The 24546-nt window shown below is 37.2% G+C and carries 31 protein-coding genes and 1 riboswitch; of the genes, 4 read left to right on the top strand and 27 right to left on the bottom strand.

Annotated elements, in window-relative coordinates:
- Positions 1 to 25: 25 nt before the first annotated feature.
- The 4 genes from ACK4R1_RS08640 to trhA all read right to left on the bottom strand — a co-directional run bounded on the left by ACK4R1_RS08640 (position 26) and on the right by trhA (position 2960).
- Positions 26 to 520, bottom strand: coding sequence for a hypothetical protein (locus ACK4R1_RS08640; RefSeq protein WP_409685923.1), 495 nt, complete (start codon positions 518 to 520; stop codon positions 26 to 28).
- Positions 517 to 1218, bottom strand: a complete 702-nt coding sequence (locus ACK4R1_RS08635) for a cupin domain-containing protein (protein WP_409685920.1) — start codon at positions 1216 to 1218, stop codon at positions 517 to 519. The genes ACK4R1_RS08640 and ACK4R1_RS08635 overlap by 4 nt, the downstream gene beginning before the upstream one ends.
- Before the next feature lie 116 nt (positions 1219 to 1334).
- Positions 1335 to 2132 (bottom strand): helix-turn-helix domain-containing protein, encoded by a 798-nt coding sequence (locus ACK4R1_RS08630; RefSeq protein ID WP_409685918.1) that lies wholly within the window; start codon positions 2130 to 2132, stop codon positions 1335 to 1337.
- Between the two features lie 138 nt (positions 2133 to 2270).
- Positions 2271 to 2960: a PAQR family membrane homeostasis protein TrhA gene (gene trhA / locus ACK4R1_RS08625; RefSeq protein ID WP_409685915.1), complete on the bottom strand. Its 690-nt coding sequence runs from the start codon at positions 2958 to 2960 to the stop codon at positions 2271 to 2273.
- A 55-nt stretch (positions 2961 to 3015) separates the two neighbouring features.
- Between trhA and ACK4R1_RS08620 the strand changes: the two genes are divergently transcribed.
- Positions 3016 to 4263 carry a TPR end-of-group domain-containing protein gene (locus ACK4R1_RS08620; protein ID WP_409685912.1) on the top strand — a complete coding sequence of 416 codons (1248 nt, stop codon included), beginning with the start codon at positions 3016 to 3018 and terminating at the stop codon, positions 4261 to 4263.
- On the opposite strand, the gene ACK4R1_RS08615 is transcribed toward ACK4R1_RS08620, so the two are convergent.
- The 5 genes from ACK4R1_RS08615 to ACK4R1_RS08595 all read right to left on the bottom strand — a co-directional run bounded on the left by ACK4R1_RS08615 (position 4229) and on the right by ACK4R1_RS08595 (position 7378).
- Entirely contained in the window at positions 4229 to 5254 is a 1026-nt protein-coding gene (locus ACK4R1_RS08615; protein ID WP_409685909.1) for an alpha/beta hydrolase, read from the bottom strand. The two genes, ACK4R1_RS08620 and ACK4R1_RS08615, sit on opposite strands and share 35 nt — an antisense overlap.
- Positions 5255 to 5264: 10 nt before the next feature.
- A complete protein-coding gene (locus tag ACK4R1_RS08610; RefSeq protein WP_409685906.1) occupies positions 5265 to 5891 on the bottom strand; it encodes a Pr6Pr family membrane protein in 627 nt (208 codons plus the stop codon).
- A 9-nt stretch (positions 5892 to 5900) separates the two neighbouring features.
- On the bottom strand, positions 5901 to 6341 hold the full coding sequence (locus ACK4R1_RS08605; RefSeq protein WP_409685903.1) for a hypothetical protein: 441 nt from the start codon (positions 6339 to 6341) through the stop codon (positions 5901 to 5903).
- A 5-nt stretch (positions 6342 to 6346) separates the two neighbouring features.
- The gene (locus ACK4R1_RS08600) at positions 6347 to 6802 is read right to left on the bottom strand and encodes an META domain-containing protein (protein WP_409685900.1); all 456 of its coding nucleotides are present in this window, start codon (positions 6800 to 6802) and stop codon (positions 6347 to 6349) included.
- 96 nt (positions 6803 to 6898) lie between these two features.
- Positions 6899 to 7378 carry a hypothetical protein gene (locus ACK4R1_RS08595; protein WP_409685897.1) on the bottom strand — a complete coding sequence of 160 codons (480 nt, stop codon included), beginning with the start codon at positions 7376 to 7378 and terminating at the stop codon, positions 6899 to 6901.
- Between the two features lie 199 nt (positions 7379 to 7577).
- Here ACK4R1_RS08595 and yaaA point away from each other — a divergent pair, with 199 nt between their 5' ends.
- On the top strand, positions 7578 to 8336 hold the full coding sequence (gene yaaA, locus ACK4R1_RS08590; protein ID WP_409685894.1) for a peroxide stress protein YaaA: 759 nt from the start codon (positions 7578 to 7580) through the stop codon (positions 8334 to 8336).
- Positions 8337 to 8464: 128 nt separating this feature from the next.
- On the opposite strand, the gene ACK4R1_RS08585 is transcribed toward yaaA, so the two are convergent.
- From ACK4R1_RS08585 to ACK4R1_RS08500, 18 genes are all read right to left on the bottom strand, one after another.
- The gene (locus tag ACK4R1_RS08585) at positions 8465 to 8770 is read right to left on the bottom strand and encodes a type II toxin-antitoxin system RelE/ParE family toxin (RefSeq protein WP_409685891.1); all 306 of its coding nucleotides are present in this window, start codon (positions 8768 to 8770) and stop codon (positions 8465 to 8467) included.
- Complete coding sequence (locus ACK4R1_RS08580) at positions 8754 to 8993, bottom strand: hypothetical protein (RefSeq protein WP_409685888.1); 240 nt, start codon at positions 8991 to 8993, stop codon at positions 8754 to 8756. The genes ACK4R1_RS08585 and ACK4R1_RS08580 overlap by 17 nt, the downstream gene beginning before the upstream one ends.
- Positions 8994 to 9096: 103 nt before the next feature.
- On the bottom strand, positions 9097 to 9498 hold the full coding sequence (locus ACK4R1_RS08575) for a hypothetical protein (RefSeq protein ID WP_409685885.1): 402 nt from the start codon (positions 9496 to 9498) through the stop codon (positions 9097 to 9099).
- A gap of 11 nt (positions 9499 to 9509) precedes the next feature.
- The gene (locus ACK4R1_RS08570; protein WP_409685882.1) at positions 9510 to 10532 is read right to left on the bottom strand and encodes a type I restriction enzyme HsdR N-terminal domain-containing protein; all 1023 of its coding nucleotides are present in this window, start codon (positions 10530 to 10532) and stop codon (positions 9510 to 9512) included.
- 416 nt (positions 10533 to 10948) lie between these two features.
- Complete coding sequence (locus ACK4R1_RS08565; protein ID WP_409685879.1) at positions 10949 to 11599, bottom strand: tetratricopeptide repeat protein; 651 nt, start codon at positions 11597 to 11599, stop codon at positions 10949 to 10951.
- 149 nt (positions 11600 to 11748) lie between these two features.
- Positions 11749 to 12279, bottom strand: a complete 531-nt coding sequence (locus tag ACK4R1_RS08560; protein WP_409685876.1) for an inorganic diphosphatase — start codon at positions 12277 to 12279, stop codon at positions 11749 to 11751.
- An 18-nt stretch (positions 12280 to 12297) separates the two neighbouring features.
- Positions 12298 to 13623 (bottom strand): voltage-gated chloride channel family protein, encoded by a 1326-nt coding sequence (locus ACK4R1_RS08555; protein ID WP_409685873.1) that lies wholly within the window; start codon positions 13621 to 13623, stop codon positions 12298 to 12300.
- A 32-nt stretch (positions 13624 to 13655) separates the two neighbouring features.
- A riboswitch (Fluoride riboswitch) is annotated at positions 13656 to 13722 on the bottom strand.
- Between the two features lie 123 nt (positions 13723 to 13845).
- Positions 13846 to 14196, bottom strand: a complete 351-nt coding sequence (locus ACK4R1_RS08550; protein WP_409685870.1) for a hypothetical protein — start codon at positions 14194 to 14196, stop codon at positions 13846 to 13848.
- 197 nt (positions 14197 to 14393) lie between these two features.
- Positions 14394 to 15155 carry a tryptophan synthase subunit alpha gene (gene trpA, locus ACK4R1_RS08545; protein WP_409685867.1) on the bottom strand — a complete coding sequence of 254 codons (762 nt, stop codon included), beginning with the start codon at positions 15153 to 15155 and terminating at the stop codon, positions 14394 to 14396.
- Positions 15156 to 15157: 2 nt separating this feature from the next.
- Entirely contained in the window at positions 15158 to 16345 is a 1188-nt protein-coding gene (gene trpB, locus ACK4R1_RS08540) for a tryptophan synthase subunit beta (RefSeq protein WP_409685864.1), read from the bottom strand.
- On the bottom strand, positions 16342 to 16974 hold the full coding sequence (locus ACK4R1_RS08535; protein ID WP_409685861.1) for a phosphoribosylanthranilate isomerase: 633 nt from the start codon (positions 16972 to 16974) through the stop codon (positions 16342 to 16344). The genes trpB and ACK4R1_RS08535 overlap by 4 nt, the downstream gene beginning before the upstream one ends.
- Complete coding sequence (gene trpC / locus ACK4R1_RS08530) at positions 16974 to 17759, bottom strand: indole-3-glycerol phosphate synthase TrpC (protein WP_409685858.1); 786 nt, start codon at positions 17757 to 17759, stop codon at positions 16974 to 16976. The genes ACK4R1_RS08535 and trpC overlap by 1 nt, the downstream gene beginning before the upstream one ends.
- A complete protein-coding gene (gene trpD / locus ACK4R1_RS08525) occupies positions 17756 to 18754 on the bottom strand; it encodes an anthranilate phosphoribosyltransferase (RefSeq protein ID WP_409685855.1) in 999 nt (332 codons plus the stop codon). The genes trpC and trpD overlap by 4 nt, the downstream gene beginning before the upstream one ends.
- A gap of 73 nt (positions 18755 to 18827) precedes the next feature.
- Positions 18828 to 19394 (bottom strand): anthranilate synthase component II, encoded by a 567-nt coding sequence (locus ACK4R1_RS08520; protein ID WP_409685852.1) that lies wholly within the window; start codon positions 19392 to 19394, stop codon positions 18828 to 18830.
- 12 nt (positions 19395 to 19406) lie between these two features.
- The gene (locus ACK4R1_RS08515; protein ID WP_409685849.1) at positions 19407 to 20801 is read right to left on the bottom strand and encodes an anthranilate synthase component I family protein; all 1395 of its coding nucleotides are present in this window, start codon (positions 20799 to 20801) and stop codon (positions 19407 to 19409) included.
- Between the two features lie 258 nt (positions 20802 to 21059).
- Positions 21060 to 21623, bottom strand: coding sequence for a YceI family protein (locus ACK4R1_RS08510; protein WP_409685846.1), 564 nt, complete (start codon positions 21621 to 21623; stop codon positions 21060 to 21062).
- Positions 21624 to 21647: 24 nt separating this feature from the next.
- Positions 21648 to 22280 carry an NAD(P)H-dependent oxidoreductase gene (locus ACK4R1_RS08505; protein WP_409685843.1) on the bottom strand — a complete coding sequence of 211 codons (633 nt, stop codon included), beginning with the start codon at positions 22278 to 22280 and terminating at the stop codon, positions 21648 to 21650.
- A gap of 6 nt (positions 22281 to 22286) precedes the next feature.
- Entirely contained in the window at positions 22287 to 22748 is a 462-nt protein-coding gene (locus tag ACK4R1_RS08500) for a MarR family winged helix-turn-helix transcriptional regulator (protein ID WP_409685839.1), read from the bottom strand.
- Positions 22749 to 22917: 169 nt separating this feature from the next.
- Between ACK4R1_RS08500 and ACK4R1_RS08495 the strand changes: the two genes are divergently transcribed.
- Both ACK4R1_RS08495 and ACK4R1_RS08490 read left to right on the top strand, forming a co-directional pair.
- A complete protein-coding gene (locus tag ACK4R1_RS08495) occupies positions 22918 to 23238 on the top strand; it encodes a rhodanese-like domain-containing protein (RefSeq protein WP_409685836.1) in 321 nt (106 codons plus the stop codon).
- Positions 23239 to 23240: 2 nt separating this feature from the next.
- Complete coding sequence (locus ACK4R1_RS08490) at positions 23241 to 24545, top strand: NAD(P)/FAD-dependent oxidoreductase (RefSeq protein WP_409685833.1); 1305 nt, start codon at positions 23241 to 23243, stop codon at positions 24543 to 24545.
- Position 24546 lies beyond the last annotated feature (1 nt).

Below are 24546 nucleotides of genomic sequence, written 5' to 3'. Positions count from 1 at the left end.
AGTTATTTTTTAGATTACTAAATTGTTAATTATTCTTTTCTTCTTTGTTGTCATTGCTCAATGCTAATAGTAATAATATGAATCCAATAAAGATAAAAAAGCCTCTTATTAAACTTAGGCTTAACCAAGTTTGTCCACGTTTAATCCATTCAGTTTTTGTTACATTCGGATAGTTAACGCTATCAGCAAAAGCAATTAGTTCCGGTACAAAATAAATGGCTGTTGCCAATAATGCTAGGATGTAAATACCAAAACTGCTTAAGATGTATTTTCGTCTAATCCTTAATCTCCAATTCAGTATTAGTGTAATAATTGTAGTCAAAATAGCCAGCGGATGGATAATCATCCAGAAATGACTATCATGAAGGCCATAATTACCGGTAATAAGTTGATTAGATTCTGGTAGATGGGAAAGATATGCAGGAAAATAAACTATATGTGTATACATTACTCCGCCAACCAAATTTCCCCAAAGTATAATGGCTGTTATTAGTGAAAATTTTTGGGCTGAAGTCTTCATTGTTTTGAAATATTAAGGTTGTTTTTTGGGTTTTTGCGTATGTCATATTCTGAATAGAAACTTTTATAGCCCATTAATCGAATGATTGGAGTGAGTAAGAATCCGGTTGCTTTTTGAATAGGAACCGGTGGACCATCCGCTAAATAAGAATCAAATCCGGCCGAGTTAAATAACGCCATTTGAAAAACCGTTTCAGGTGATTTTTCAAAATGGTGTTTGCTGTCCATTACTCCATAAACTTGATTCAAATAGAAAGCAAATTTTTCAGGAAAAGCGATTGAACCTTTAACAGAGATGGTGTCAGCGGTTTCATTGAACGGTTGGTGAGGCGTTCCGCGTGGTATAAATAAGGAATCTCCCGGTTGTAACTTTATTATTTTACCATCAACCCAAACGCTTAATTCTCCGTTGGTCACTTCAAAATGCTCGTCAAAATCGGTATGAATGTGTTTTGGTGGTCCGTCAGCAAAAGGCTCGATTACTAAAGAGCAATACACATAACCATTCTCTTGCTTTACAACAGTTTGTTTAAATTTTTCAGTTTTACTGTAAAAGATTTGTCCGGGTTTGAAATAGGTAGCAACATCGGGTTTGTTTTCGGGGAAAATGACTAAATGAAAAAAATAGCCAATAGCCAAATAGGCAACAAGAACAGCAGCAAGATAAAGAGTTGCTTTTTTTATGATTTTCTTTAACATTGTTTCTTTGTTTTTAACTGATTAAACTCAGGACAAAAGTCAGCAACTTGTTAAAGCAAAAATTGTATATATCGGACAAGTTTCAAATACTATAAAAAAGTACGGTCAAAGAAAATTTAGGAAAATAAATGAAAGGGTAATTCACTTTTATTTGTTTGGTATTGCTTGGCTGTTATACCGGTGTATTTTTTAAAAACCCGACTAAAATGAGACTGGTCGTAAAACCCTGAACGATAAGTAATATCTGTAAGAGTTGTTTTGTCACCATGCATCAGGTTGACAGCATATAAAAATTTCTTGTAGATGATAAGTTCTTCAGCAGACATGCCAAATATGCTGTTTACTTTTCGGTTTAGGTGTCTAGGAGAATAGAAAACTTCTTTTGAAATTTGGTCTATCGATTGAAAATTCTGAATTGAGTTTTCTAAAAAAAGGTGAGAGAGTTTTTTTAGTCTTGGGTTGTCAGCATCTGATAAAATCGGAAAAACGGCTTCAATGACTTTTACTCTTTCTTCAAATGATTTTGCCTCCATTAATTGATGCCAAATAAATTTAAATTCTGACTTAATAAGTGTCAAATCAACTATAATATTATTCAATTCTGAAGGCATAATGCCAAGTAAACGCTGTACCATATGTGGTTGCAATCGAATACCAAATAAGTGTTGCTGACCGTTATAATCGACGTTAATGACATGAGTGTTAATACCTTGAATAAAACATTTTGGAGTGTCGACCGCGTTATGACTAAAAGGTAAGATTCCTTTCATATCATCGGCCAAATTGAAAACCATTTCAAAAATACCTTTCGGTAGTATAATTTCGGTGATGTTACGTTGCCCGTTTACTTCCCAAATAGAGGTAATGTATTCATTTAGTGGTGAACTAAAAGGTAAATGCAAATGTGTTTCCATATTTGGGTAACGTCATGTAATTGTGCAATATTTTGAAGTATAGGTAGTTAAAAAAGTTTTTTTGTTACGGAAATAAAGCGATAAAATTGAACAGGACATTAAACCCAACTATACAAATGATGAAAATTCCATAATAAATTAAAGACTTTTGCAAATCGCCATAAAATGAAGTATTGTTCCCAATAAAACAAAAACGTGCCAAATAGTATGATAATACAACTTATAACTTTTTACATAAAAGTAAACCCCAACCGTGTAACTCAAACCACCACCCAAAATCCACCAAAAAACGTTTAGCGGAACGGTATCAATTAATGGTTGAATTACAAAAACAATCATCCAACCCATGACCAAGTAGAGTACAACAGACAACCATTCGAATTTTTTGATGAAGAATATTTTAAAAAACATTCCCAAGAAAACCACTGTCCACATGGTAGTTAGAAATACAAAAGCGGTTTCGCTCGGAAGGTATTTAATCATCAGCGGTGTGTAAGTTCCGGCTATTAGGAAATAAATACTGATGTGATCCGCTATTTGAAGCCAACCTTTGGTCTTTTCTTTTTGGGCAAAATGATAAAAAGTTGAACAGCTGTAAACCAAAAACATCCCAATGGCAAAAGCCGCCACCGAATAAAAAGTCGTTAAATCGTTATTGTCATAAGTAATAGCAAGTACTATCGGCATGGCAATAATACAAAACAGCACACCCAAACCGTGTGAAATGGCATTGGCCCATTCTTCTTTTCGGGTTTGATCTCGGTGTTTCATAAAAGTAGTGATGTGTGGTGTAAAAATAATCAAAAAGCCAAAGGATTGTAAGACCATTGTAATAAATTGTTGTTTTGTGCGTCAAACGATTATTCGTTTTAAATCCACACTCATGAAACAGTATATACTATTCTTTTCGCTTCTGATGAATGTCTTGGTTTGCGCACAATCGCAGAGAGAAATCTACAACAACAGTGTCAAAGCTTATGAAGCTAAGGACTATATCACTTTTCTAAAATTGACCCAAACCCTCGACAGTATTCGTCCTTTTCATCCCACATTTACATACAACCTGGCTTCGGCTTATGCTTTGAATGGTCAAGCCGATGAATCTTTAACTGTTTTAAAGCGATTGGTTTTAATGAACAACACCACCGAATTTGAAAAAGACACCGATTTCCAATCCATTCAAAATACCGAAGGTTTTAAAGCCGTTTTAGCCTTGAAAACTGCTCAGAATACTTTGATAGCCAACGCCCAAAAAGCCGTGACCTTATCAGAAAACGCTTTGCATCCGGAAGGGTTGACTTATTTGAAGAAAACAAAAACCTGGTTAGCGTCAAGCATTTATAAACGAAAGATAGTATCATTTGATAGCAAAACTGGTGTTTGTGCCGATTGGTTAAAAACCGATGACATGTTATCCGTTTTTGCCCTTAAAGCCGATGCTAAAGAAGACTATTTATGGGTAGCAACATCCGCCATGCCCGAAATGGAAAATTTCTCTAACGCAGTAGAAGGTAAAGCAGCCATTCTGAAAGTAAATATCAAAACCCAACAAATTGTAAAACGATATACTCTTGAAGGGAACCACGTTTTCGGAGATATTTATGTCACCAAGAATAATGTGGTGTATATTTCTGATAGTGCCAAACCCATGCTTTACAAAATTGAAAACGATGCAATAGAGCCTTTTGTGTCTTTTGAAAACGATGGATTTAATCTGCAAGGCATAACGATGAACGACAAAGAAGACCAACTTTTCGTAGCTGATTATTTAAAAGGAATAGCGCTGGTGGATATGAAAACACTTTCTAAAACTTGGCTAAAATTTCCCGAAGGAACCATTGGCAAAGGCATCGATGGATTAGTTTTTTATAAAGATAAATTAATTGCGGTTCAAAATGGCGTTACGCCTATTAGGTTAACCCAATTCAACTTGAATAAATCTCAAAGCGAAATAGAAACCTATCGTATTTTGGACAACAATCGTCCTGAGTTTGACGAACCGGCATTGGCGACTATAGTTGGAAACAAACTGTATTTCTTTGCCAATTCGCCATGGAAAGCTTATGATAAAAATGCAGTGTTGGATTTGACTAAAGTTAAAAATCCGGAGTTGTATTATTTGGAGTTTTAGTCCTTGCTTTTATAAAATGAACCGATTTGTCCAGGGCCAATTTAGCCGCATCAATTTCTAAGTTGAATTGGTATTCATGAGGCAACTTTGGAGCAAAACCTTTAGGATAAAACAAACGGTAAACTGCAACACCCAAGCTATCCAGTTTATCGGCTAGAGCCAAAGAATGGTATTCCAGCGGATCATCGTTGCCTGCCGAAATAAAAGTTGGCGGAAAATCTTTGGTGACAAAACCCAGTACCGAAGCCGTTTTGAAATACTCATTATTTACAAAATTCTTATCGCCACTATACGACCATAAAACCGTGGTCATAAAAGAACCAAAATCGCCTTCAATCGTAATTTTATTGGTCTCATACGGTCCGCAATATAAAAGCATACCTTTGATTTGAGCGGATGTTATTTTCGGATTTACTTTTGTTGCTTTGGCATACGCTGAAGAAGTAACTATCGTTGCCAGTTGTGCCGAAATATGGGAACCGCCCGAATCTCCGGCCAAAAAGAATTGGTTGGCATCTACAGGAAATTGAGAAGCGTTTTGGGTTAGAAATTGCAAAGCCGCATTCAACTGCCTTACCGGCTTAGGATAAACAGCTTCGGGTGCAACCGAATAATCAATTGCTGCCACGGTAAAACCATACGAAGCTAAGATTTTACAATAATTGGCCACCTGGTCTTTGCTGCCCGAAATCAGTCCGCCACCGTGTGTCCAAACTATCGTGGGTAATTTGGTTTTTACCGCAGTAGTATCGGGATAATACAAATCGAGTTTGGCATCTTCATCTTTAGCGTCATAAACGATATTCAGCTGTGAAGCAATCCCTTTCGGAACATATTTTTCTAATGCCTTATTGCTTTCCACTCCGCCTTTATCAAAAGCATAACGAATGAGCAACGCCTTTGGGTAAGGAGAAACTTTAACAGCAATAAAACTGATAACGGTCAGTGCTACTAAAACAATTATCGTTCGAAGGAGAATTTTTTTTACCATAGTGTCTCATTTATTTTGCTTTAAACAATTTGCCAATGCCAACAATGACTATCGCTAATACTAAAAATGCCAATACCAAAACACCGCTATTGACCAATACTTTTTCCAGGCCTAATTTGGTTACATTAACAAACGGATAAGGATAAAAGCCTGAAAGATGACCTCTGAACAGGATAAAAATCAAATACCCTAAAGGATAAAGCAACCAACTCGGAATCAATGACCAAGCCACCGCTTTTTTGTTTTCATAGGCTATCCAAAAAACGATTACATACACCGGAATAACCGAATGCAACAGTTCATCAACAATTCTTTGCATACCGGTTGGCTCCCAAATGCCACGCAAAACCAACTGATAAACGGCACCAACCGTAGCGATATAAAGCGTTGTGGCAGTAAGAAAACCCGGTTGCTCAAATCGGGTTAGGAGTGAATTGGGTTTTTTGTACCAAAGCACTGAGAAATACAAAGCCACTAAACTATTAGTTACTATCGTAAAGAAACTAAAAAACCGAATCGTAGTTTCGGTCAACGATTCCACTCGGTTTTGCATCATTAGTATAAATTGCATGATGACGGCAAACCAACTTAAAGCGGAGCCGATAAAAATGACTTTATCTTTAAAAGAATTAGTCATCAATGACAATTATTTAGGACAATCTATTTTGCTCAAAGGCATGGTTGAAGTAAATTTCAGTTGAGATACCTCTTTGAATTTCGTGCCGTCTTCGGTCATTTCGCCATAACCTTCAATGAGTTGGTTGTCTTTGCGTTGAAAAGCAACTTGGCGTGTGCTTTCCGTTCCTTCTGATAGAAAAGTATAATCAAGTAAAAGAATGTTGTTTTCCCATTTGCCTTTAATGAATCCGGCGTTTTTGTCCTTTTCGGATAGTTTATAAGTCATGGCACCAAAAACATCTTTTCCGGTAGTTTCTATTTGCATCGAAATAGAATTGCCGTCTTTGTCATATTCATAGCATTCTTTGAGGACAGTAGCATTGGGTTCTCCAAACACAATAAAGTCGCCTTTTTTACAACCTGTCAATAGGAATAGCATTGAAATCGAAAATAGCATTTGTTTTTTCATAAGGTTTACTGTTGAGGTTTGGCAATCTTTTTAAAACGCATCATCGGTATATCATCAATAAGCAAAAGCAATTTATTATCGCTGTCAAAGGCTAGCTTATTGACTTTGCCGAGCATTTTAAGGAAAGCTTCTTCACCGCCGCCTTCGCAAAAAATCATGGTTTTGATGGCGTCGCCAAATTGGATGCTGTTTTCTTTCTTGGTATATTTTCCGCTGTAGCCATTGCAACTGGTGTTGCCACTGAATTGGCTTCCGGATTCTTTGAACATAATGAATGGCTTTTGCTCCGGATACAATCCCTCAAAGGCAATGCGTGTTCCCGAAAGGTATTCGAGTTCCCAAGCATAATCGTAAAAATCAGATTTGCCAAGGGTTGAGGTTACCTCTTTGGTTTTGGTAGGGCAACAAGAAGAGGATATTATCGAAAATAATACAAGTAGGAAGACTGCTTTTTTGGTCATGGCTTTGGTGTTTTTAAAGTAAACTTTCTTGAAACACTCAAATTTAGCAAAAAAGAGTTTATGATACCTTATTTATTTAAGTAATAAACCCAATTTCTACATCGGTTTCGGGGCGATTTCTTTAGTGGAAATTGAAGATACCTTGTTGTCGGCATCAACCGTTACAAAGAGTTCGCGTTTGAAGAGTTTTTTTTCATAATCAATACCATAACGAAAAATGTATTCTCCTGTAATCTCATTATGGGTAACTTCCAAAAGATTGAGACCTAAGTACCTTCCGTTTCTTTGGTTTATCTTTTTGCAAATGGTAGAAATCTTTTCTTTGGTGGCATTTTGACGCACTTTGTCGGTTGCTTCGGCCGCAGTAAAGGGTTTGAAGCGCGAAGTGTTGCAGGTTTCCAACAATCGTTTGCCTAAATCATAAGCCCTGTTTTTCTTTACAGCTTCTACTTCCTCGGGTTTAACTGTTTTGATAGTTTTTTCTACTACCGGCACTTTGCTTTTACAGGATACGAGTGTAAGCGAACTGGTGAAACAAATTAACAGCACACTGCAGTACAATATAATTCTTTTCATAAGATGTTGATTTTTATAGCGATAATGACTTTGTTAAGATTTTGACCTCACAAAGGTAGCGTCAGCCAGTTGGGCAACTGTTATACTATTTTGTACAATATTTATAAGATTTGCCAATGGTTCAATCAAAACAATTCATTTTACCGTATATGATTTTCGTTAATGAATTAGTATTTTTGATTTCTATAAATCAGCCACCATGAAAATCGTAATATCGCCGGCCAAATCGCTCAATTTTAATAAAGAAGTGCCAACGCTTACCTGCACCGAACCACAGTTTTTAAAACAAGCCACGACCATTCAAAACACTTTGAAAAAGAAAAAGCCCAAACAGCTTTCGGCATTAATGGATATATCCGAGAAATTGGCGGAGCTCAACTGGCAACGCAATCAGGAATGGCACACGCCGTTTACTAAGGATAATGCTCGCCCGGCGGTGTATACTTTTGATGGCGATGTGTATTTGGGTTTGGATGTTTACAGTTTGCCCGCCGAAAAATTACCCGCACTTCAAGACAAACTCCGAATCTTATCGGGCTTGTATGGTTTGCTCAAACCGCTCGATTTAATGCAGGCGTACCGTTTGGAAATGGGAACGTCCATGCCGATAGGCAAAAACAAAAACTTATATGAGTTTTGGAAAAAAACCATTACCAAAACCTTGAATGACGAATTACAAAAAGACGAACTGTTCATCAACCTAGCGAGCAACGAATACTTCAGCGCTGTTGATGCCAAAAACTTAAAAGTACCGGTTATTACCCCCGAATTCAAAGACTACAAAGACGGCAAACTCAAGATGATTAGTTTCTTTGCCAAAAAGGCGAGAGGTATGATGGTGCGTTATATCCTAGACACCAATGCGGAAACGATTGAAGACCTGAAAGGTTTTAATTATGAAGGGTATGGGTTTGATGGTAATTTGAGTAAGGGGAATACGTTGGTGTTTACCCGATAAAAAAGGGATGAATTACGAATTACGAAGAAGCACTTATTTCCGGTTTTAAAGTTGCGCTATTTGTTGTAAAGTTTTTGGCCACAGATTAGACTGATTTTTACGGATTGTAAAGTTGGGCTGTTGGGTCTTTATTTTAGCTTCCTTTTTCTTGGGTTTTGTCTGTTGGAGAAAAATGAAATTATTTCAATCTGTTCATTTGTAACTCTGTAGTAAAGCGTATTATAGGTCAATATTACAATACGACGAATTTCTTTTTTATAATCAGATGTTTGAAATAAATTGGGGTTACGCGAAATCAAGGCTAACTTCTCTTCAATATTTTCGGCTAAATTCTTTAACTCTTTTTCAGTCCAGTTTTCTTCAAGATATTCAATTGTTTTTTCTAATTCTTTAAGTGCGAAGTCTGTCCAAAGAATTTTATAACCATTTTTCATAAACCTTTCTTGCGTTTGAATGAGGGTTAAGTTTGCCTGAATCAGCGTCTTTAATTCCACTTTCAATGGCCTCTTTCTCACTTTCTGAAATTGAATTCCACCAATCTTTACTTTCTTTTTTTCGCAACTCCATAATTTTTTCAATTACTGTTGAATCTTCAATGGAAGAAAGCCATTGGATTAACTCCAACTTTTTAGACTGTATGTTTAATTCAATTTTCATAACCCATTTGATTTAATACTCAAAAGTACAAATTAATCTATTAGTTCTAAAAAAGAGGAACAAAAACTGTTGGATATGGATATTATTAGTATTGTCTATCAACTTATTTCAATTTCCGCTCAAAATACAAATGTGCATACTCCAGTTTTAGAATAACGCTGTTTTCAGAAGTGAATTCTATAGTGGCGTCTTCGTCAAAGGTGTATTCTTCTTGAATGTCTCTTTGTTGGGTGATGGTTTTGCCATCTTCTGAAATTTGGTATTGGCCCGTGATGGGAGCGGTGTTATTGGCCATAGTAGAAGTATATTTACCGTTAGCCTCAAAGCATACCGTAATACTATCCGCCGGTGGCATGGATTCCTGAGGAATGTTTGCCGAGGCGGGAGCCACCATTTTTTTAAACACCCAACAGCCTTGTATTTTTTGGGTGTTTTCTTTTTGGGCCAATGAAGTAGCGGTGGTGAAAACAACTAATAAGATAATTAATGATTTGATGTGGTTCATGTAGTTTGTTTTTATGCTTCTAACAATTGAATTGTTCTGTTGGTTAATTCATTCTTATACTTCAATAAATCATCAATGTGTTCAAGAATGTATTCATTATTATCAATGGCTATTCTTAGTGCTGAATTATTAAACATCAGCTTACATATGACTTTCTTATTATTATCATCAACACTAATATTGAAGAATCCTTTAAAATCTCTAAATGCAATTCTTTCTTTTGGTATTTTCTTATTCTGAATTAGAAGTGTTCTGATTGTATGATAAGCTTGAATTTCAAGTTCTGTTGTAATAACCCCTTGTGAATTTGATGTTGACTCCAGAAGAACCTTTTTATCATACATACTTTTAAGAAATGGTGAATTGATAAGATTAATCATTTTGCCTTGTGTTTCTTCATTAAACTTGGTGACAAATGTCATATTCTTATGAATGATTTTCAACAGGTCTTTAGATGGTGCAACCAATTCTTTGAAGAAAGCATTTTCAAAGCTTTCAATGAATACAATGTGTTGTGCAGCTTTGATTATTGTTTGAACGTTTATAAATCGTTTATCAAATTTAATCAATGCTTCAAGGTCATTTTCGGTGTAGCTTTCAATATTAAATGTGAAGAATGGTTTACTGTCAATTAAGTTCGGTTCAAGCACATCTGAAAAGAATCTATATTCAGCACCATTGGTAAGTATTGCAATCTTTGAATTCTTAGTGTTTCCAAAATATCCATTTAATTGGCCAGCTTCTTTATCGGTTAATCTACTGCCATATTTCTTTGCTTCAACCAATATAAATTCCTTCTTGTTTATTTTGATTGCATAATCAACTTTTTGACTAACTCGGTCACCAAAATCAGCATTGAATTCAGGAATAAGATCTATTGATTGATAATTTAGCATATTAAAAAAAGGTTCAATTAGAAACTTTCTTGTTTGTGCTTCATTAGAACACATTTGTATAGCTTCTGAAAGCTTAAAATTATCTAATGCTTTTTTTAATTGACCAACAGCTTGTTTGGGTATGATTACAGTATTCATTATTTGGTGGGATTAGAATATCAAATATAAAGATAAATTCAATTAATAAGAAAAATGATATAAAAAAGAAAAGATATTTTCGCTATTACACGAATCCTTTCGTGTGCGGGAAACCTAAACCAAGTAATTGCTACTAACGGCTGTTAGTTGCTGGTATTTGGGTAGCAAAATGTTGTTATAAACGATTAAAATCCCTTTAGGGATGGGATATCATCGAATTAACCGATATCTCATCCCTAACGGCATGTTTTTTTGCGGATATTTTTTTACCGAGATTGTATCCCTAGCGGGATGTTATTTATGCGGTTGTTTTGATTGATTGTTTGGTTTTTTAGCATGGAAAGGATTGCAATTCTGCGCTATAGGATTAGCACTAAATCTGCAAGGGTTTTAAACGGTTGTTATGGGTTAGTGCGCTAAAATCCAACTACCACCGGAAGCGCCCATTTTTCCCATAGCTGTACATTTTTACCATTATGTTTTGCCGGAATATAAGGGATACTTCTAAAAATTCTTAGCATTTCTACTTTTATAATATCTGTGCCATTTATAACTTTTGCTTCAAAGATCCCAAGTTTATTGATGGTAAATTGGACAAAAACTTTGCGCCTTTCAAGGTTTTTCAATAATCTTGACTCTTTCAATTCGGGAGTTATAATTTGTAAATATTTCGGATTTAATACACCGTCTATGAATAGCAGGTATTCTTTGCCTTTATGGATAAATTTAGGTTTCTCACTGACATTGTCAATTGACATTATTGTTCCGTTTCGGAATTCGGGACAATATTCTTTCATGATTTTTGTAATTTCTTTATCGCCTATTATATATACTTTGTAAAAGTGTTCGCAAGCCTTGTCTTTTTCGCCGAGATTATATTCTGAAGCCGCCAAATTATAGATTATGTTTTTATTAAGAGAATCTATAGCTATTGCTTTTGTATATAATTCTTTGGCTAGTTTAAAATCGTTTACTGCAAATGCTGAATCTGCCTTGGTTAAAATATTAGTATCATTTTGAGACCAGCTAATTTGTGAAAGCAGGAGAAGTAGGGCAATTCTTTTCATTTTTTTTATGATAAAGATCAATTTGTATGAGGTATAATCCCGTAAGGATGACATTTGGGTTGAAAAATAGAATTAAGATAAATTAAAATCCCGTCCGGATGGTATTTTTCGGTATAGCATCCGATACGGGATGTTTTATTTTGTAATGGCTAGAATTTATTTTTATAGTCATTAATGGCTTTAAGAACAATTTCTTCCGCTATAGCCTTGTTTTGGAACTCTTCTACAATCACGGTTTTGTTTTCTAGCTTTTTATAGTCTTCAAAAAAGTTTCTCATTTCAGAGATAAAGTGTTGTGGCAATTCTGAAATGTCATTGATGTGGTTTACGCTAGGGTCACCCTCAGCTACGGCTATAATTTTATCATCGGCTTCGCCACCGTCAATCATTCTCATAACGCCAATTACTTTTGCAGAAACGATGCAAAGAGGCACGATGTCTATTTGGGAAAGGATTAGTATGTCAAGCGGATCATTATCATCACAATAGGTTTTGGGGATGAAGCCATAGTTGGCAGGGTAGTAAACAGAAGAGAATAGCACACGGTCTAATTTGAGCATTCCGCTGTCTTTGTCGAGTTCATATTTTGCTCTGGAGCCTTTTGGGATTTCAATAATTCCGTTTACTATGCTTGGGGCATTGTCTCCAAATTCGACATCATGCCATGGGTTTGTTTTCATACTTGTTTTATTTAATGTTTATATCTGTTTTGAATTTTTATTGTTGATGGATTTGCCAACATGTTGGTTGTAGCGAGTGTTTTTGGCCTCTCCAATTATTTGTTTGTTATAAATACTGTTGTGCCCTGAAAGCAAATAAGATACAACGCAAGCAATGGCGGCATAAATGCCACATTCTGCACCAAAGAGTTCAATAGCCATTAGCATGCAAGCCAAAGGGGTATTGGTGGCTCCTGCAAAAACGGCTACAAATCCCATGCCTGCCAAAAGCCCTGTTGGTAATGGAAGGAATAAAGACAAGGCACTACCTAAAGTAGCTCCGATGAAAAATAAAGGTGTTACTTCGCCACCTTTAAAACCTGCGGAAAGGGTAAGAATGGTAAAAGCCATTTTTAATGCAAAGTCGTAAATGGGTAATTGTTGGTCAAATGATTCAACGATAGTGGGTATTCCTAAACCGATGTATTTTGTTGTGCCAATGGCTAAAACGGCTAAAGCCACAATGATGCCTCCAATAAATGGACGAAGCGGAGCAAAGGCAATTTTATTTTTGAAAATAGCCGTGACATAGTGAATGGTTTTACTAAAAAAAGCTGCGCACAAGCCAAACGCTATTCCGGCGATGATGCTGTAAATTATTGGGAGTACTTCTAATTTCGGAATGAAATCAATATGATAGTGCGTGTGTTTAACCTGCCAAAGGTCAGTAACCAAACTAGCAAGAATGGCTGAAGCAAATGCCGGGAAGATGGCGTTGTACTTAATCCTACCGATTAAGAAGACCTCTAATCCAAATACAGCTCCTGCTAATGGTGTTCCGAATATGGAACCAAAGCCTGCAGCAATAGCGGATATCAGCAATATTTTTCGCTCGCTTTCATTTAGTTTGAAAGGTTTGGTAAACTGATCAGCTATCGCTCCAGCCATTTGCAAAGCTGTTCCTTCTCGACCTGCTGAACCGCCAAAAAAATGGGTAGCTATAGTGCCGATATACACAAAAGGAGCCATTCTGAACGGAATGATTTCTTTGGGATTGTGTATGGTGTCAATTAATAGATTGTTTCCGGCTTCAATGTCTTTGCCTAAGTGATGGTATAATAAGCCTATGAGTAAACCACCTAAGGGTAGTAGCGCAATGAGCCACAGATTGTTTTCTCTGAAATTAGTTGCCCAGTCAAGAGAAATTAAAAAACCGGCGGAAGCTGAACCTACACAAATGCCAATTATGGAGCTTATTAAAAACCATTTAATGATATAGGGGAAGGCCGGAAATTTTCTGAAAAAAAACTTGAATTGAATTTGAGCTTTTTTGCTTGCTGATTTCTTTTGCTTACGATTGGTCATAATTATCCTGATTAAATGTGCTTTTTACATTGTTTTAATCAGGCGTCATCAGCTTTTTAGGGCGGTTGGGTTAGGAAGAACACCATTTCCTATTGAAGCGTAAAAGTAAACTTTATTTTGGTCAGTACAAATTTTCGAGTGGATTTTTTAGATTTAAAAGGTCTAAATCTAATGCGTTGTAGACAAAAAGCCGATAAACAAAGCCTTGAAAAGTAGCTTTGTTTATCGCATATAATAATATTCTTGGTATTCTAAATGGGTTTCCCGACTAATCTTTCGCTGGTCACGAGCCAATTCTCGCATGGCTTCAACACCTTTCCTAGCGCACCGCTTCACTTTCGTTAGGCGAGAGGTAAACTCCGCTAGTTTTTTAGCATCTTCCGGACTCAACTTGGTCTGCAGTTCTTCCACAAAATGAGAGAACTCATTTACTACTTCTTGGTTTTCGTCATACTCGGTAGTTAAGTCTTCTAACAGGTCCTCAATTTCTTTACTGATCTCTTTGTGGTGGCTTTCGCTTTTTTGCTGAAGTTCCTCAATGAGTTTCTTCTCTCGGTTGTTAAATAGTCCCATAACGGTTTGGTTTATTGGTTGTTTTTTGACAGTATTAAACCAAATTTAGGAAATTGTTTTTAGAAACAACGCAAATTGTTAATAACTAAGTGATTACAAAGATAGATACTGCTGAAGAACTTTTAAAATAGCTAGTATAAGTAAAATCTATATTGAATATTTAAAATATTGTTTTCCAAAGTTATATATTAAATTATTTAAAGTATATTTTGGATAAATTCAGGAATGGCTCTCGCTTCGTTTTGGGTTATAAATTGTATAAAACTACTGCCAATTATGGCTCCTTTTTGGTGTTCTGTAGCTTGCTTAAAAGTGGTTTTATTGCTAATGCCAAAGCCAATTATTTGTGGATTTTTTAAATTCATATCGGCAATCCTTTTAAAATAATCCAACTGATTGTTGTCAAAACTATCCTTGCTTCCGGTTACTCCGGCGCTGCTCACCATATAGATAAATGCATTGGAGTTAGCGTCAATCAAACGGAGTCTCTTTTCTGAAGTCTGCGGTGTAATTAAGAAAACCATCGCAATACCATAGTGTTCAAAGTGTTCTTTGTATTCGGAAAGGTAGATTTCCAGAGGCAAATCAGGGATAATCAGTCCGTCTATACCGGTTTCCTGGCATTGTTGCAAAAAACGGTCTATGCCATATTGGAGCATCGGATTGAAATAGCCCATGATGATTAACGGGATATCTACCGTATCTCGAATACCTGTCAACTGTTCAAAAAGCAATGTAGTAGTCATGCCGTTTTTCAAAGCTTGGGTAGAGCTGGCTTGAATAGTAGGGCCATCGGCCAAAGGGTCGCTAAATGGCAATCCGATTTCTATCATATCGACCTTGTTTTGAGCTAAATTTTCTATTAAACTTTTAGTGTCGTTTAGAGTAGGAAAACCTGCTGTAAAATAAATAGATATAATTTTTTTATCTTCTGATAATTTGTGTTGGATTCGGTTCATTATTACAGCTTAAAATAGTTAATATATGTATTCAAATCTTTGTCGCCGCGTCCGGATAAATTGATGACTACAACGTCATTTGGCAAGAACTTTTTGTGCTTCAAAACCGCAAAAGCGTGAGCGGTTTCTATAGCGGGAATGATGCCTTCAGTTTGCGCCAATTCAATACCGGCTTGCATGGCGTCATCATCGGTAATGGCGATAAACTCGGCACGTTGGGTTTGGTATAAGTTGGCGTGCATCGGGCCAACACCCGGATAGTCCAATCCGGCAGAAATAGAGTAAGGTTCAGTGATTTGTCCGTCAACCGTTTGCATCAATAGGGTTTTGCTGCCGTGGATAATCCCAATTTTACCCAAAACAGAAGTCGCGGCACTTTCGCCTGAATTAATACCTTTTCCTGCGGCTTCTACGGCAATAAGTTTTACGTTTTCTTCGTCTAAAAAATGATAGAAAGCACCGGCTGCATTGCTACCGCCGCCAACGCAGGCTATGACGTAATCAGGGTTTTCTCTGTTTTCTTGTGTCAATAATTGGCTTTTAATTTCTTCAGAAATCACACTCTGGAACCGCGCCACCATATCGGGATAAGGGTGTGGTCCAACAACAGAGCCAATGATGTAGAAAGTATCTTCCGGGTTGCTGATCCAATCACGAATGGCTTCGTTAGTGGCATCTTTTAGGGTTTTAGAGCCAGAAATTGCCGGACGGACTTCGGCACCGAGCATTTTCATGCGGGCAACATTCGGCGCTTGGCGTTCGATATCGACTTCACCCATATAAACAACGCATTGCAAACCCATTAACGCACAAACCGTTGCGGTAGCTACACCGTGTTGGCCGGCACCGGTTTCGGCGATGATTCTGGTTTTGCCTAAACGCTTAGCCAAAAGGATTTGTCCGATGGTGTTGTTGATTTTGTGAGCGCCGGTATGACACAAGTCTTCGCGTTTGAGGTAGATTTTAGCGCCAAATTGCTTTGATAAACGCTTGGCGTAATAAAGAGGCGTTGGGCGACCGACATAATCCTTTAAAAGCGCTCTAAATTCGTCTTGAAACGAAGGCTCGGCACTGATGGCTAAATACTGTTGACGTAAAGCTTCTACATTCGGATAAAGCATTTCGGGAATAAAAGCGCCACCAAAGTCGCCGTAGAAGCCGTTTTCGTTGATGTTGTATTGGGAATTCATAGTGTTTGTTTTAGATTTTGCATAAATGTTTTCAGGGTTTCCGGGTTTTTATGACCCGGCTCAATTTCGAATTTACTATTGAGATCTAGGGCGATGCATTTCTTCGCATAGTCTTTTTGGAAAAATGTTTTTAAATCGGTTAAGCTTTCTAAGCCAATGCCGCCACTGAGAAAGTAAGGTTTGTTGAGGTGATGCCGTTCTAAAATGCGCCAATCGAAAGCGATTCCGTTGCCGCCGTAGTTAGCGCCTTTGGTGTCAAAAAGAAAGTAATCGCAACAATAACTATAAATACTTAAATTATTAAAATTAAAGGTATTATCAATATTAAACGACTTGATTACTTTAAGTTTATTTTGTTGTAGTAAAAGACATAATTCAGGCGATTCTTCTCCGTGTAATTGCACTAAATTCAATTTGTGCGTATTTACCTTTTCCATTATTTCTTCCAAGGTAGCATTGACAAAAACACCAATTTTTTGAATGGATTGGTCTAAAGTAGGAATCTCATTTTCAACATATCTCGGCGACTTTTCATAAAAGATAAATCCCAAATAGTCGGGTTCCAAAGCGGCTATTTCCATGATGTTTTCCGGATGTTTCATACCGCAGATTTTGATTTTGGTTTCCATTAGGCTTTCAATTGAGTGATGAATTGTTCCAAGGCTTGTCCGGGATTGTTCGTCTTCATAAAGTTTTCTCCGATTAGAAAGCCTTGAAATCCGTGACTTTTTAGCAGTTTCAAATCATCTACAGTACTCAAACCACTTTCGGAGATCTTAACAAAGTCGGTTGGAATATGGGAAGCCAAATCGATACTATTCTGCAAACTCACTTCAAAAGTCTTTAGGTTTCTATTGTTGACACCAATGATATCAAGGCTTGGCATGATGCTTTTCTCCAATTCTTCGAGATTATGCACTTCCAGTAAGACTTCCAAAGCAATAGAATGGGCGAATTCTGAGAGCGATTTGATTTCGGCTCGTGTCAAAACCGCAGCTATCAAGAGTATAGCATCGGCGCCATGGGCTTTGGCTTCCAAAATTTGATACTCGTCAATGATGAATTCTTTGCACAACAATGGCGTATTTACGGTGGCTTTTGCCAAAAGCAAATCGTCTAACGAACCGCCGAAATATTGACTGTCAGTTAACACTGAAATACCACTTGCACCACCTTTTTCGTAACCTGTAACGACTTCTTTTACTGACAGGCTATAATTGATGGTGCCTTTTGAAGGTGAACGACGTTTGTGCTCGGCTATAATCCCGAAAGGGGAATTGAAGATAGATTTGCTTAACGAATAGGTTTTAGCTTTGAATAAAGCCGTATTCTCCAATTGATTGCTTGAGATAACGCTTTTCTTTAAAGCGATTTCTTTTCGCTTACCGGCGATGATTTGATCTAGTAGGTTCATGACGCTTGGCTGATTTGTTGAAGTTTCTGTAATTTCTCTAAGGCTTTTCCGGATAGCAGGCTTTCTTTGGCTTTAGCAAAAGCTTTCGGAATAGTTGAATTTTCTACGGTGGCTATCGCCATTGCAGCATTGGCACAAACTACATTTTGCTGCGCTTCGGTACCATTTCCGGAGATGATTTTCATGAAGATATTGGCTGATTCTTCAATAGTTGTTCCGCCTTTAATGTCTTCGAAAGCCAGTTTGGTTAAGTTGAAATCATTTGCATTAACAATGCTTTCCGACGATTTGGTAATGATTTTAGCCTCGGCAGTCAGAGAAATTTCATCATAACCATCTAAAGCATGGAGAATCGAATAATTGACAGTCGTATTTTGGTACAAATAAGCATACATGCGTGCCAATTCTAAACTAAAAACACCCACCAATTGGTTCTTGGGAAATGAAGGATTGACCATTGGCCCAAGCATATTAAAGAAAGTTTTAACACCTAATTCTTTTCTAATCGGCCCAACATTCTTCATCGCCGGATGGAATAAAGGTGCGTGAAGTATGGCGATATTGGCTTCTTCGAGGCATTTAGTCAAAAAACCTTTGTCGTTGCTGAATTTTACACCCAAAGTTTCCATCACATTACTCGAACCTGAAATAGATGACACCCCATAATTACCATGTTTAGCAACTTGAATTCCGGCACCGGCTGTTACAAATGACGCTAAGGTTGAAATGTTGAAAGTGTCTTTGCCATCGCCACCGGTTCCGCACAAATCGATGGTGTTGTAGACCGAAAAGTCTATGGCGATGCAAAGCTCTAATAACGCTTCGCGAAAGCCGGAAAGCTCTTCGATAGTGATGTTGCGCATCATGTAAACGGTTAGAAATGATGCAATTTGACTCGGATTGTATTGCCCTGAAGAGATGTTGACCAAAACGGTTTTGGCTTCTTCTTGGGTTAGGGTTTCGTGATTGATTAATCGGTTTAAAATGGTTTTCATAGTACTTAGTTTTAGTGAACTGCCGAGAATCGACAGCGTAAAAGTTTACCGTCGACTTGTAGCAGACAGTAAACTAAGCGTTAAGCCAGTTTTTTAAAATGGTTTTTCCGTGTGGCGTGAGCACGCTTTCGGGGTGAAATTGGACGCCTTTGACGTCGAAGGTTTTGTGTCGGAGTGACATGATTTCGCCGTTTTCATCGGTTGAAGTGACTTCTAAGATTTCGGGAAAATCATTGGCATTGACTACCCAAGAATGGTAGCGACCGACTTCAAATTCATTGGGCAAATTATTGAAAAGCGATTCGTCGGTAACGGTTTGGTTTACTTTGGTCGCTACGCCGTGGTAGACTTTGTCCAAGTTAGTTAGGCTTCCGCCGAAAACTTCTCCGATGGCTTGTTGGCCTAAGCAAACGCCGAGTATGCTTTTGGTTGCGGCATATTTGGCGATGATTAATTTCAATAAACCGGCTTCGTCAGGAATTCCCGGACCAGGCGACAATAGGATTTTATCGAAAGACTCGAGTTCTTCCAATTCCAGTTCGTCGTTGCGGAACACAGTCACTTTTCCGTTCAAATCTTCGAGATAATGAACCAAGTTGTAAGTGAAACTGTCGTAGTTGTCGATAACGGCTATCTTCATGATGGTGTAAAGTTAAATGGTTTCTGCTAAATCTAAAGCATTATTTAAGGCTCTCAGTTTGTTATATACTTCTTGCATTTCGTTTTCTTCTGTCGAACTTTCCACGATTCCGGCACCGGCTTGGTAATGCAGTTGGTGGTTTTTAGATAAAAATGTCCGAATCATAATCGCGTGGTTAAAGTTGCCTTCGAAGTCCATAAAGCCAATCGCGCCGCCGTAAAATGTTCGGTTGGTGTTCTCAATACTTTCTATTAATTGCATCGCTTTGTGTTTTGGAGCACCACTTAAAGTGCCGGCCGGAAATGTATTCGCTACCAATTGCATAGAACTACCGGTTAATTTTCCGGTAACTTTGGAAACCAGGTGAATGACGTGGGAAAAGAATTGGACTTCTTTGTATTTATCGACTTTAACATCGGTACAATTTCGACTTAAATCATTTCGGGCCAAGTCGACCAACATGACGTGTTCGCTGTTTTCTTTGGTGTCTTCGGATAGTTTTTTGGCCAAATCGGCATCTTGTTCGTCGTTACCGGTTCGTTTGAAAGTTCCGGCAATAGGATGGATTTCGGCGTGGTTGTTTTTGATAACGAGTTGCGCTTCGGGCGAAGACCCAAAAATTTTGAAGTTGCCGTAATCAAAAAAGAACAAATACGGAGACGGATTGATATTGCGCAAAGCTCGATACACATTGAACTCATCGCCTTTAAAAGCTTGCGAAAATCTTCGGGATAACACCAATTGGAAGACATCGCCGCGGTGACAGTGTTTTTTGGCTAAAGTGACATTGGCTTTGAATTCGGCATCGGTTAAGTTGGAAAGCGCTTCGCCTTCTTTGGTGAAACCATAACTCGCGAAAGTTTTAGTTTGCAATAATTGTTCGATTTCTTTGATATTGTTGGCATTGTCAATGCTGTGACAGAAAATATAAGCCTCGTTTTTGAAATGGTTGATAGCGATGATATTTTGGTAAACGGCGTAAAATACTTCCGGAATGGCTAGATCATTGGACTTTTTGGCAATCTCAATTTTCTCAAAATATTGTACCGCATCGTAACTGATATAACCAAACAAGCCGTTGTGGATGAACTTGAAATTGTTCTTTTCGGGTTGGAATTGTGCCGCGAAGGCTTCGATTACTTTGGGAATATTAGTATCAACCGAAATCGTAATTTCATCTGAGGTTCCATCCGGAAAGGTTTTTAAAATGCTATTGTTTTCCAATTTGATGGAAGCGATAGGATTACAGCAGATATAGGAAAAACTGTTGTCAGCCGTGTGATAATCGCTGCTTTCGAGTAAAATACTGTTGGGAAATTTGTCTCTTATTTTTAAATAAATACTCACCGGCGTGATCGTATCGGCTAGGATTTGTTTAAAGTTAGTATGGATTTGATAGGTTTTCATAGTTCAGTTTTTAGCATAAAAAAAGGCTTGTCGTGAATGACAAGCCTTTTTGGATATTTAGATTTTAAAATATACTCATAGCGGACTATTTCACGACGTTCGACGTAAAGTATTCCACCACCAAGTATTGTTTAAAATGTTGTTCATTTTCTTTTTGTATGAAACAAATGTAGGGAAGTGATTTTAATTTTCAAACATTAAAATAAAAAAACCTCGAAAAAAATTCGAGGTTTTAATTTCATAACAATAATTCCCTGATTAGAATTGTAATTTGATAGCCAAATCAAAGTCATCGTAAATGGCTTTGTCACCAACATCAAAGAAGCTTTTTGAACCGTACTTGATATCGTATTTTGTTCTGTCAACTTTGAAAGCAGTAGTTGCAGTGTTTCCTTTTACAGTCAAGTCAAAAGTTACCGGATTAGTAATGCCTTTAATCGTTAAATCAGCCGTTACACCATACAAACCATTTCCTTTATCGGCAATTTTGGTGAATTTTAAAGTAGCTGTTTTGAATTTTTCGGTACCAAAGAAGTCGTCGGCTTTTAAGTGACCGTCTAATTTGTCTTTCCATTCTCCGGTTAAATCGGTAGCAGTTAATGAAGTCATGTCAACAGTAAAATTACCACCAACTACTTTTTTTCCTTTGAAGATTAACATTCCTTCTTGGAAGTTAACAGTTCCGCTGTGTTCACCGGTTACTTTTTTACCTACCCAATTGATAGTACTTTTGGCAGCATCAATCTTTTTGTTTTGAGCAGTAGCAACAGTCGTTCCGAAAGCTACTAATAAGGCAATGGCAATAGTTTTTAAATTTTTCATTTGTAAATTAAATTTAGTTATAGATTATAAATTGATAAATAATTCTTCGTTTGATTTACGCACTTTAGCGTAGTTTTGAGTGTCATCTTCTGCGTGACGATACCCAATAGTGGCTACTAAGGATGCGTTTAGACCTAGTTCTGATAACCCTAGAATTTCGTTGAATTTTTCCGGTTCAAAACCTTCCATAGGGGTAACATCAATACCTAATTCTGCCGCAGCATTTAATAAATTAGTCAAAGCGATGTAAGTTTGTTTAGAGGTCCAAACATTTCTGTTTTCTTCTGAAAGTGTCGTGATTTTTGACTTCATGAAATCACCGTAACCTTTCAAAGCGTCGGTTGGTAAACCTCTAGTGATAGCAATATTGTTGATGTGTGCGTCAATTTGGGCCTCACCAAAATCAGTAATGTTGGCAAACACTAACAAGTGAGAAGCTTCAACAATTTGAGATTGTCCCCAAGCTACCGGTTGTAATTTTGCTCTCAAGTCAGGATTTTCAACAAAAATTACTTTGTACGGCTGTAATCCGTAAGAAGAAGCGCTTAAACGAACGGCTTCTTTTAAAACTTCTAGGTCTTCATTTGATACCTTTTTGGTGGCGTCAAATTTTTTGGTGGCGTAGCGCCAGTTGGCATTCTTTATAAAGTTACTCATAGCGATTTATTTAGTTGTTTTTCTGTATTTTTCTAACAAGTTGTTTAACTGATTCAGTTCTTCTTGGGTTAAATTGGCGGCGAATTGTTGTTCGTGCTCTTTAACTTTCGGGTCTAATTCGGTTAAAACGTCAAGGCCTTTTGGGGTAATTAGCACCTCTATTTTTCTGCGATTGTCCGGACAAACTTCACGGGTAACAAATTCTTTCAACAACAACTTGTCAATCAATCGAGTAGTGTTACTGTTTTTAGCAATCATGCGTTCTTGAATGACACACATATTGGCCGGATTCCCTTTTTGACCGCGAAGAATTCTCAAAACATTGTATTGCTCACTCGATAAATCATAAGGTTTTAAAATCTCGCTGAATTTGTCGCTAATTACGTTTTGAGTAAACATAATATTCAAGATGACTTTTTTAGCGTCTTCCAGAGCAACGGTCGATTTTATTACTTCTTCAATCTTCATAATTACAATTGTAATATTTGTAGGTACAAATGTAAAGACTTTTATAGTTGTATATACAAATGTTTCGTTATTTTTTTGTTAAATTTTTTAAAAGTGTAGCAGATTTGGGTTTTTACATTGAATTTTAAGACATTAAATAAAGTATATTTGTTAATCAAAACAGAATCACATGAATTTATCACAACAAGACTGGAAAGCGCAATTAGACAGAGATCAGAACGCTGTAATTTTAGATGTAAGAACCCCGGAAGAGTGCAGTGAAGGTTTTATTCCCAGAGCCATTAATATAGATATTTATAAAGGACAAGGATTTATCTATGCTGTGGATGAATTGGACAAATCTAAAAACTATTATGTGTATTGTAAAGCCGGTGCCAGAAGTGCACAAGCTTGTCAAATTATGAACCAAATGGGTTTTGAAAATACTTTCAACCTTGACGGTGGTTTTATGAACTGGAAAGGCGATGTTGCCTTTTCTACAGAAGGCTAAATATGAATATTCCAACGTCATCTAAACCTCGTATCGTCATTATTGGCGGTGGATTTGCCGGAATTGCTTTGGCCAAAAAACTCCGCAATAAGAATGTTCAAGTGGTTTTGTTAGACAAACACAACTACCATACTTTTCAACCGTTGTTATACCAAGTGGCCACCGGCGGATTAGAAGCGGGTTCGATTGCTTATCCGATTCGGAAAGTGATTCAGGAATACCGAGACTTTTACTTTCGCTTGACTTCTGTCAAAGAAATTGATACCAAAGAACAAAAAGTCATCTCCGAAATAGGCGATTTGCATTACGATTATTTAGTAATAGCCACCGGTTCTAAAACGAATTATTTTGGCAATAAAGAAATCGAACGCTATTCAATGTCGATGAAAACTATTCCGCAATCGCTGAACATTCGAAGTTTGATTTTAGAGAATTTTGAGCAAGCGGTTTTATTAAAAGACGAAACCGAAAGAAACTTGTTGATTAATTTTGTTTTAGTCGGAGCCGGACCAACAGGCGTAGAGCTTGCAGGAGCTTTAGCCGAAATGAAAAAAGCGATTTTGCAAAAAGATTATCCCGATTTGGATATTTCCAAAATGGAAATTAACTTAATTCAAAGCAATGACAGGGTTTTGAATACTATGAGTGAAAAATCTTCTGCGGAAGCGGAAAAGTTTTTGACAGATTTAGGGGTGAAAGTTTGGAAAAACATTCGCGTAACTAATTACGACGGAAGAACCATCACCACCAATACCGATTTGACTTTTGAAACCGCAACTGTGATTTGGACTGCAGGAGTTCAAGGCGCAGCCATTCGTGGTTTAGACGCTAAATCTTTGGTGGAAAGAGTGGAGCGCATTCGGGTGAACGAATTCAACCAGGTAAAAGGATATGAGAATATTTTTGCCATAGGCGATATCGCTTCAATGGAAACCAAGGAATATCCTCAAGGTCATCCAATGATGGCACAACCGGCGATGCAACAAGGAAAACTACTGGGCGACAATTTGGTACAACTCATTGGTGGCAGAATTATGAAGCCTTTCGAATACAATGACAAAGGTTCGATGGCAACGATTGGCAGAAATTTGGCCGTAGTTGATTTGCCTAAATACCATTTCAGTGGCGTTTTTGCTTGGTTTGTTTGGATGTTTGTGCATTTATTTTCCTTAATTGGGTTCAAAAACAAAGCAGTCGTTTTCACCAATTGGGTTTACAATTACATTCGTTTTGATAGAGAAGGCCGATTGATTGTGCGTCCGTACAAGAAAAGAAGTTTCACGACATTTACCAGTGATGAAATATAAC

This window comes from Flavobacterium sp., assembly GCF_046293665.1.
GTDB lineage: Bacteria > Bacteroidota > Bacteroidia > Flavobacteriales > Flavobacteriaceae > Flavobacterium.
The sequence above is the reverse complement of the archived record's forward strand: the minus strand, read 5'-3'. Positions and strand labels throughout refer to the sequence as shown.

Coding starts and splice junctions, on each gene's coding strand:
- ACK4R1_RS08640 (WP_409685923.1), bottom strand. CDS start 520: ATGAAGACTTCAGCCCAAAAATTTTCACTAATAACAGCCATTATACTT.
- ACK4R1_RS08635 (WP_409685920.1), bottom strand. CDS start 1,218: ATGTTAAAGAAAATCATAAAAAAAGCAACTCTTTATCTTGCTGCTGTT.
- ACK4R1_RS08630 (WP_409685918.1), bottom strand. CDS start 2,132: ATGGAAACACATTTGCATTTACCTTTTAGTTCACCACTAAATGAATAC.
- trhA (WP_409685915.1), bottom strand. CDS start 2,960: ATGGTCTTACAATCCTTTGGCTTTTTGATTATTTTTACACCACACATC.
- ACK4R1_RS08620 (WP_409685912.1), top strand. CDS start 3,016: ATGAAACAGTATATACTATTCTTTTCGCTTCTGATGAATGTCTTGGTT.
- ACK4R1_RS08615 (WP_409685909.1), bottom strand. CDS start 5,254: ATGGTAAAAAAAATTCTCCTTCGAACGATAATTGTTTTAGTAGCACTG.
- ACK4R1_RS08610 (WP_409685906.1), bottom strand. CDS start 5,891: ATGACTAATTCTTTTAAAGATAAAGTCATTTTTATCGGCTCCGCTTTA.
- ACK4R1_RS08605 (WP_409685903.1), bottom strand. CDS start 6,341: ATGAAAAAACAAATGCTATTTTCGATTTCAATGCTATTCCTATTGACA.
- ACK4R1_RS08600 (WP_409685900.1), bottom strand. CDS start 6,802: ATGACCAAAAAAGCAGTCTTCCTACTTGTATTATTTTCGATAATATCC.
- ACK4R1_RS08595 (WP_409685897.1), bottom strand. CDS start 7,378: ATGAAAAGAATTATATTGTACTGCAGTGTGCTGTTAATTTGTTTCACC.
- yaaA (WP_409685894.1), top strand. CDS start 7,578: ATGAAAATCGTAATATCGCCGGCCAAATCGCTCAATTTTAATAAAGAA.
- ACK4R1_RS08585 (WP_409685891.1), bottom strand. CDS start 8,770: ATGAAAAATGGTTATAAAATTCTTTGGACAGACTTCGCACTTAAAGAA.
- ACK4R1_RS08580 (WP_409685888.1), bottom strand. CDS start 8,993: ATGAAAATTGAATTAAACATACAGTCTAAAAAGTTGGAGTTAATCCAA.
- ACK4R1_RS08575 (WP_409685885.1), bottom strand. CDS start 9,498: ATGAACCACATCAAATCATTAATTATCTTATTAGTTGTTTTCACCACC.
- ACK4R1_RS08570 (WP_409685882.1), bottom strand. CDS start 10,532: ATGAATACTGTAATCATACCCAAACAAGCTGTTGGTCAATTAAAAAAA.
- ACK4R1_RS08565 (WP_409685879.1), bottom strand. CDS start 11,599: ATGAAAAGAATTGCCCTACTTCTCCTGCTTTCACAAATTAGCTGGTCT.
- ACK4R1_RS08560 (WP_409685876.1), bottom strand. CDS start 12,279: ATGAAAACAAACCCATGGCATGATGTCGAATTTGGAGACAATGCCCCA.
- ACK4R1_RS08555 (WP_409685873.1), bottom strand. CDS start 13,623: ATGACCAATCGTAAGCAAAAGAAATCAGCAAGCAAAAAAGCTCAAATT.
- ACK4R1_RS08550 (WP_409685870.1), bottom strand. CDS start 14,196: ATGGGACTATTTAACAACCGAGAGAAGAAACTCATTGAGGAACTTCAG.
- trpA (WP_409685867.1), bottom strand. CDS start 15,155: ATGAACCGAATCCAACACAAATTATCAGAAGATAAAAAAATTATATCT.
- trpB (WP_409685864.1), bottom strand. CDS start 16,345: ATGAATTCCCAATACAACATCAACGAAAACGGCTTCTACGGCGACTTT.
- ACK4R1_RS08535 (WP_409685861.1), bottom strand. CDS start 16,974: ATGGAAACCAAAATCAAAATCTGCGGTATGAAACATCCGGAAAACATC.
- trpC (WP_409685858.1), bottom strand. CDS start 17,759: ATGAACCTACTAGATCAAATCATCGCCGGTAAGCGAAAAGAAATCGCT.
- trpD (WP_409685855.1), bottom strand. CDS start 18,754: ATGAAAACCATTTTAAACCGATTAATCAATCACGAAACCCTAACCCAA.
- ACK4R1_RS08520 (WP_409685852.1), bottom strand. CDS start 19,394: ATGAAGATAGCCGTTATCGACAACTACGACAGTTTCACTTACAACTTG.
- ACK4R1_RS08515 (WP_409685849.1), bottom strand. CDS start 20,801: ATGAAAACCTATCAAATCCATACTAACTTTAAACAAATCCTAGCCGAT.
- ACK4R1_RS08510 (WP_409685846.1), bottom strand. CDS start 21,623: ATGAAAAATTTAAAAACTATTGCCATTGCCTTATTAGTAGCTTTCGGA.
- ACK4R1_RS08505 (WP_409685843.1), bottom strand. CDS start 22,280: ATGAGTAACTTTATAAAGAATGCCAACTGGCGCTACGCCACCAAAAAA.
- ACK4R1_RS08500 (WP_409685839.1), bottom strand. CDS start 22,748: ATGAAGATTGAAGAAGTAATAAAATCGACCGTTGCTCTGGAAGACGCT.
- ACK4R1_RS08495 (WP_409685836.1), top strand. CDS start 22,918: ATGAATTTATCACAACAAGACTGGAAAGCGCAATTAGACAGAGATCAG.
- ACK4R1_RS08490 (WP_409685833.1), top strand. CDS start 23,241: ATGAATATTCCAACGTCATCTAAACCTCGTATCGTCATTATTGGCGGT.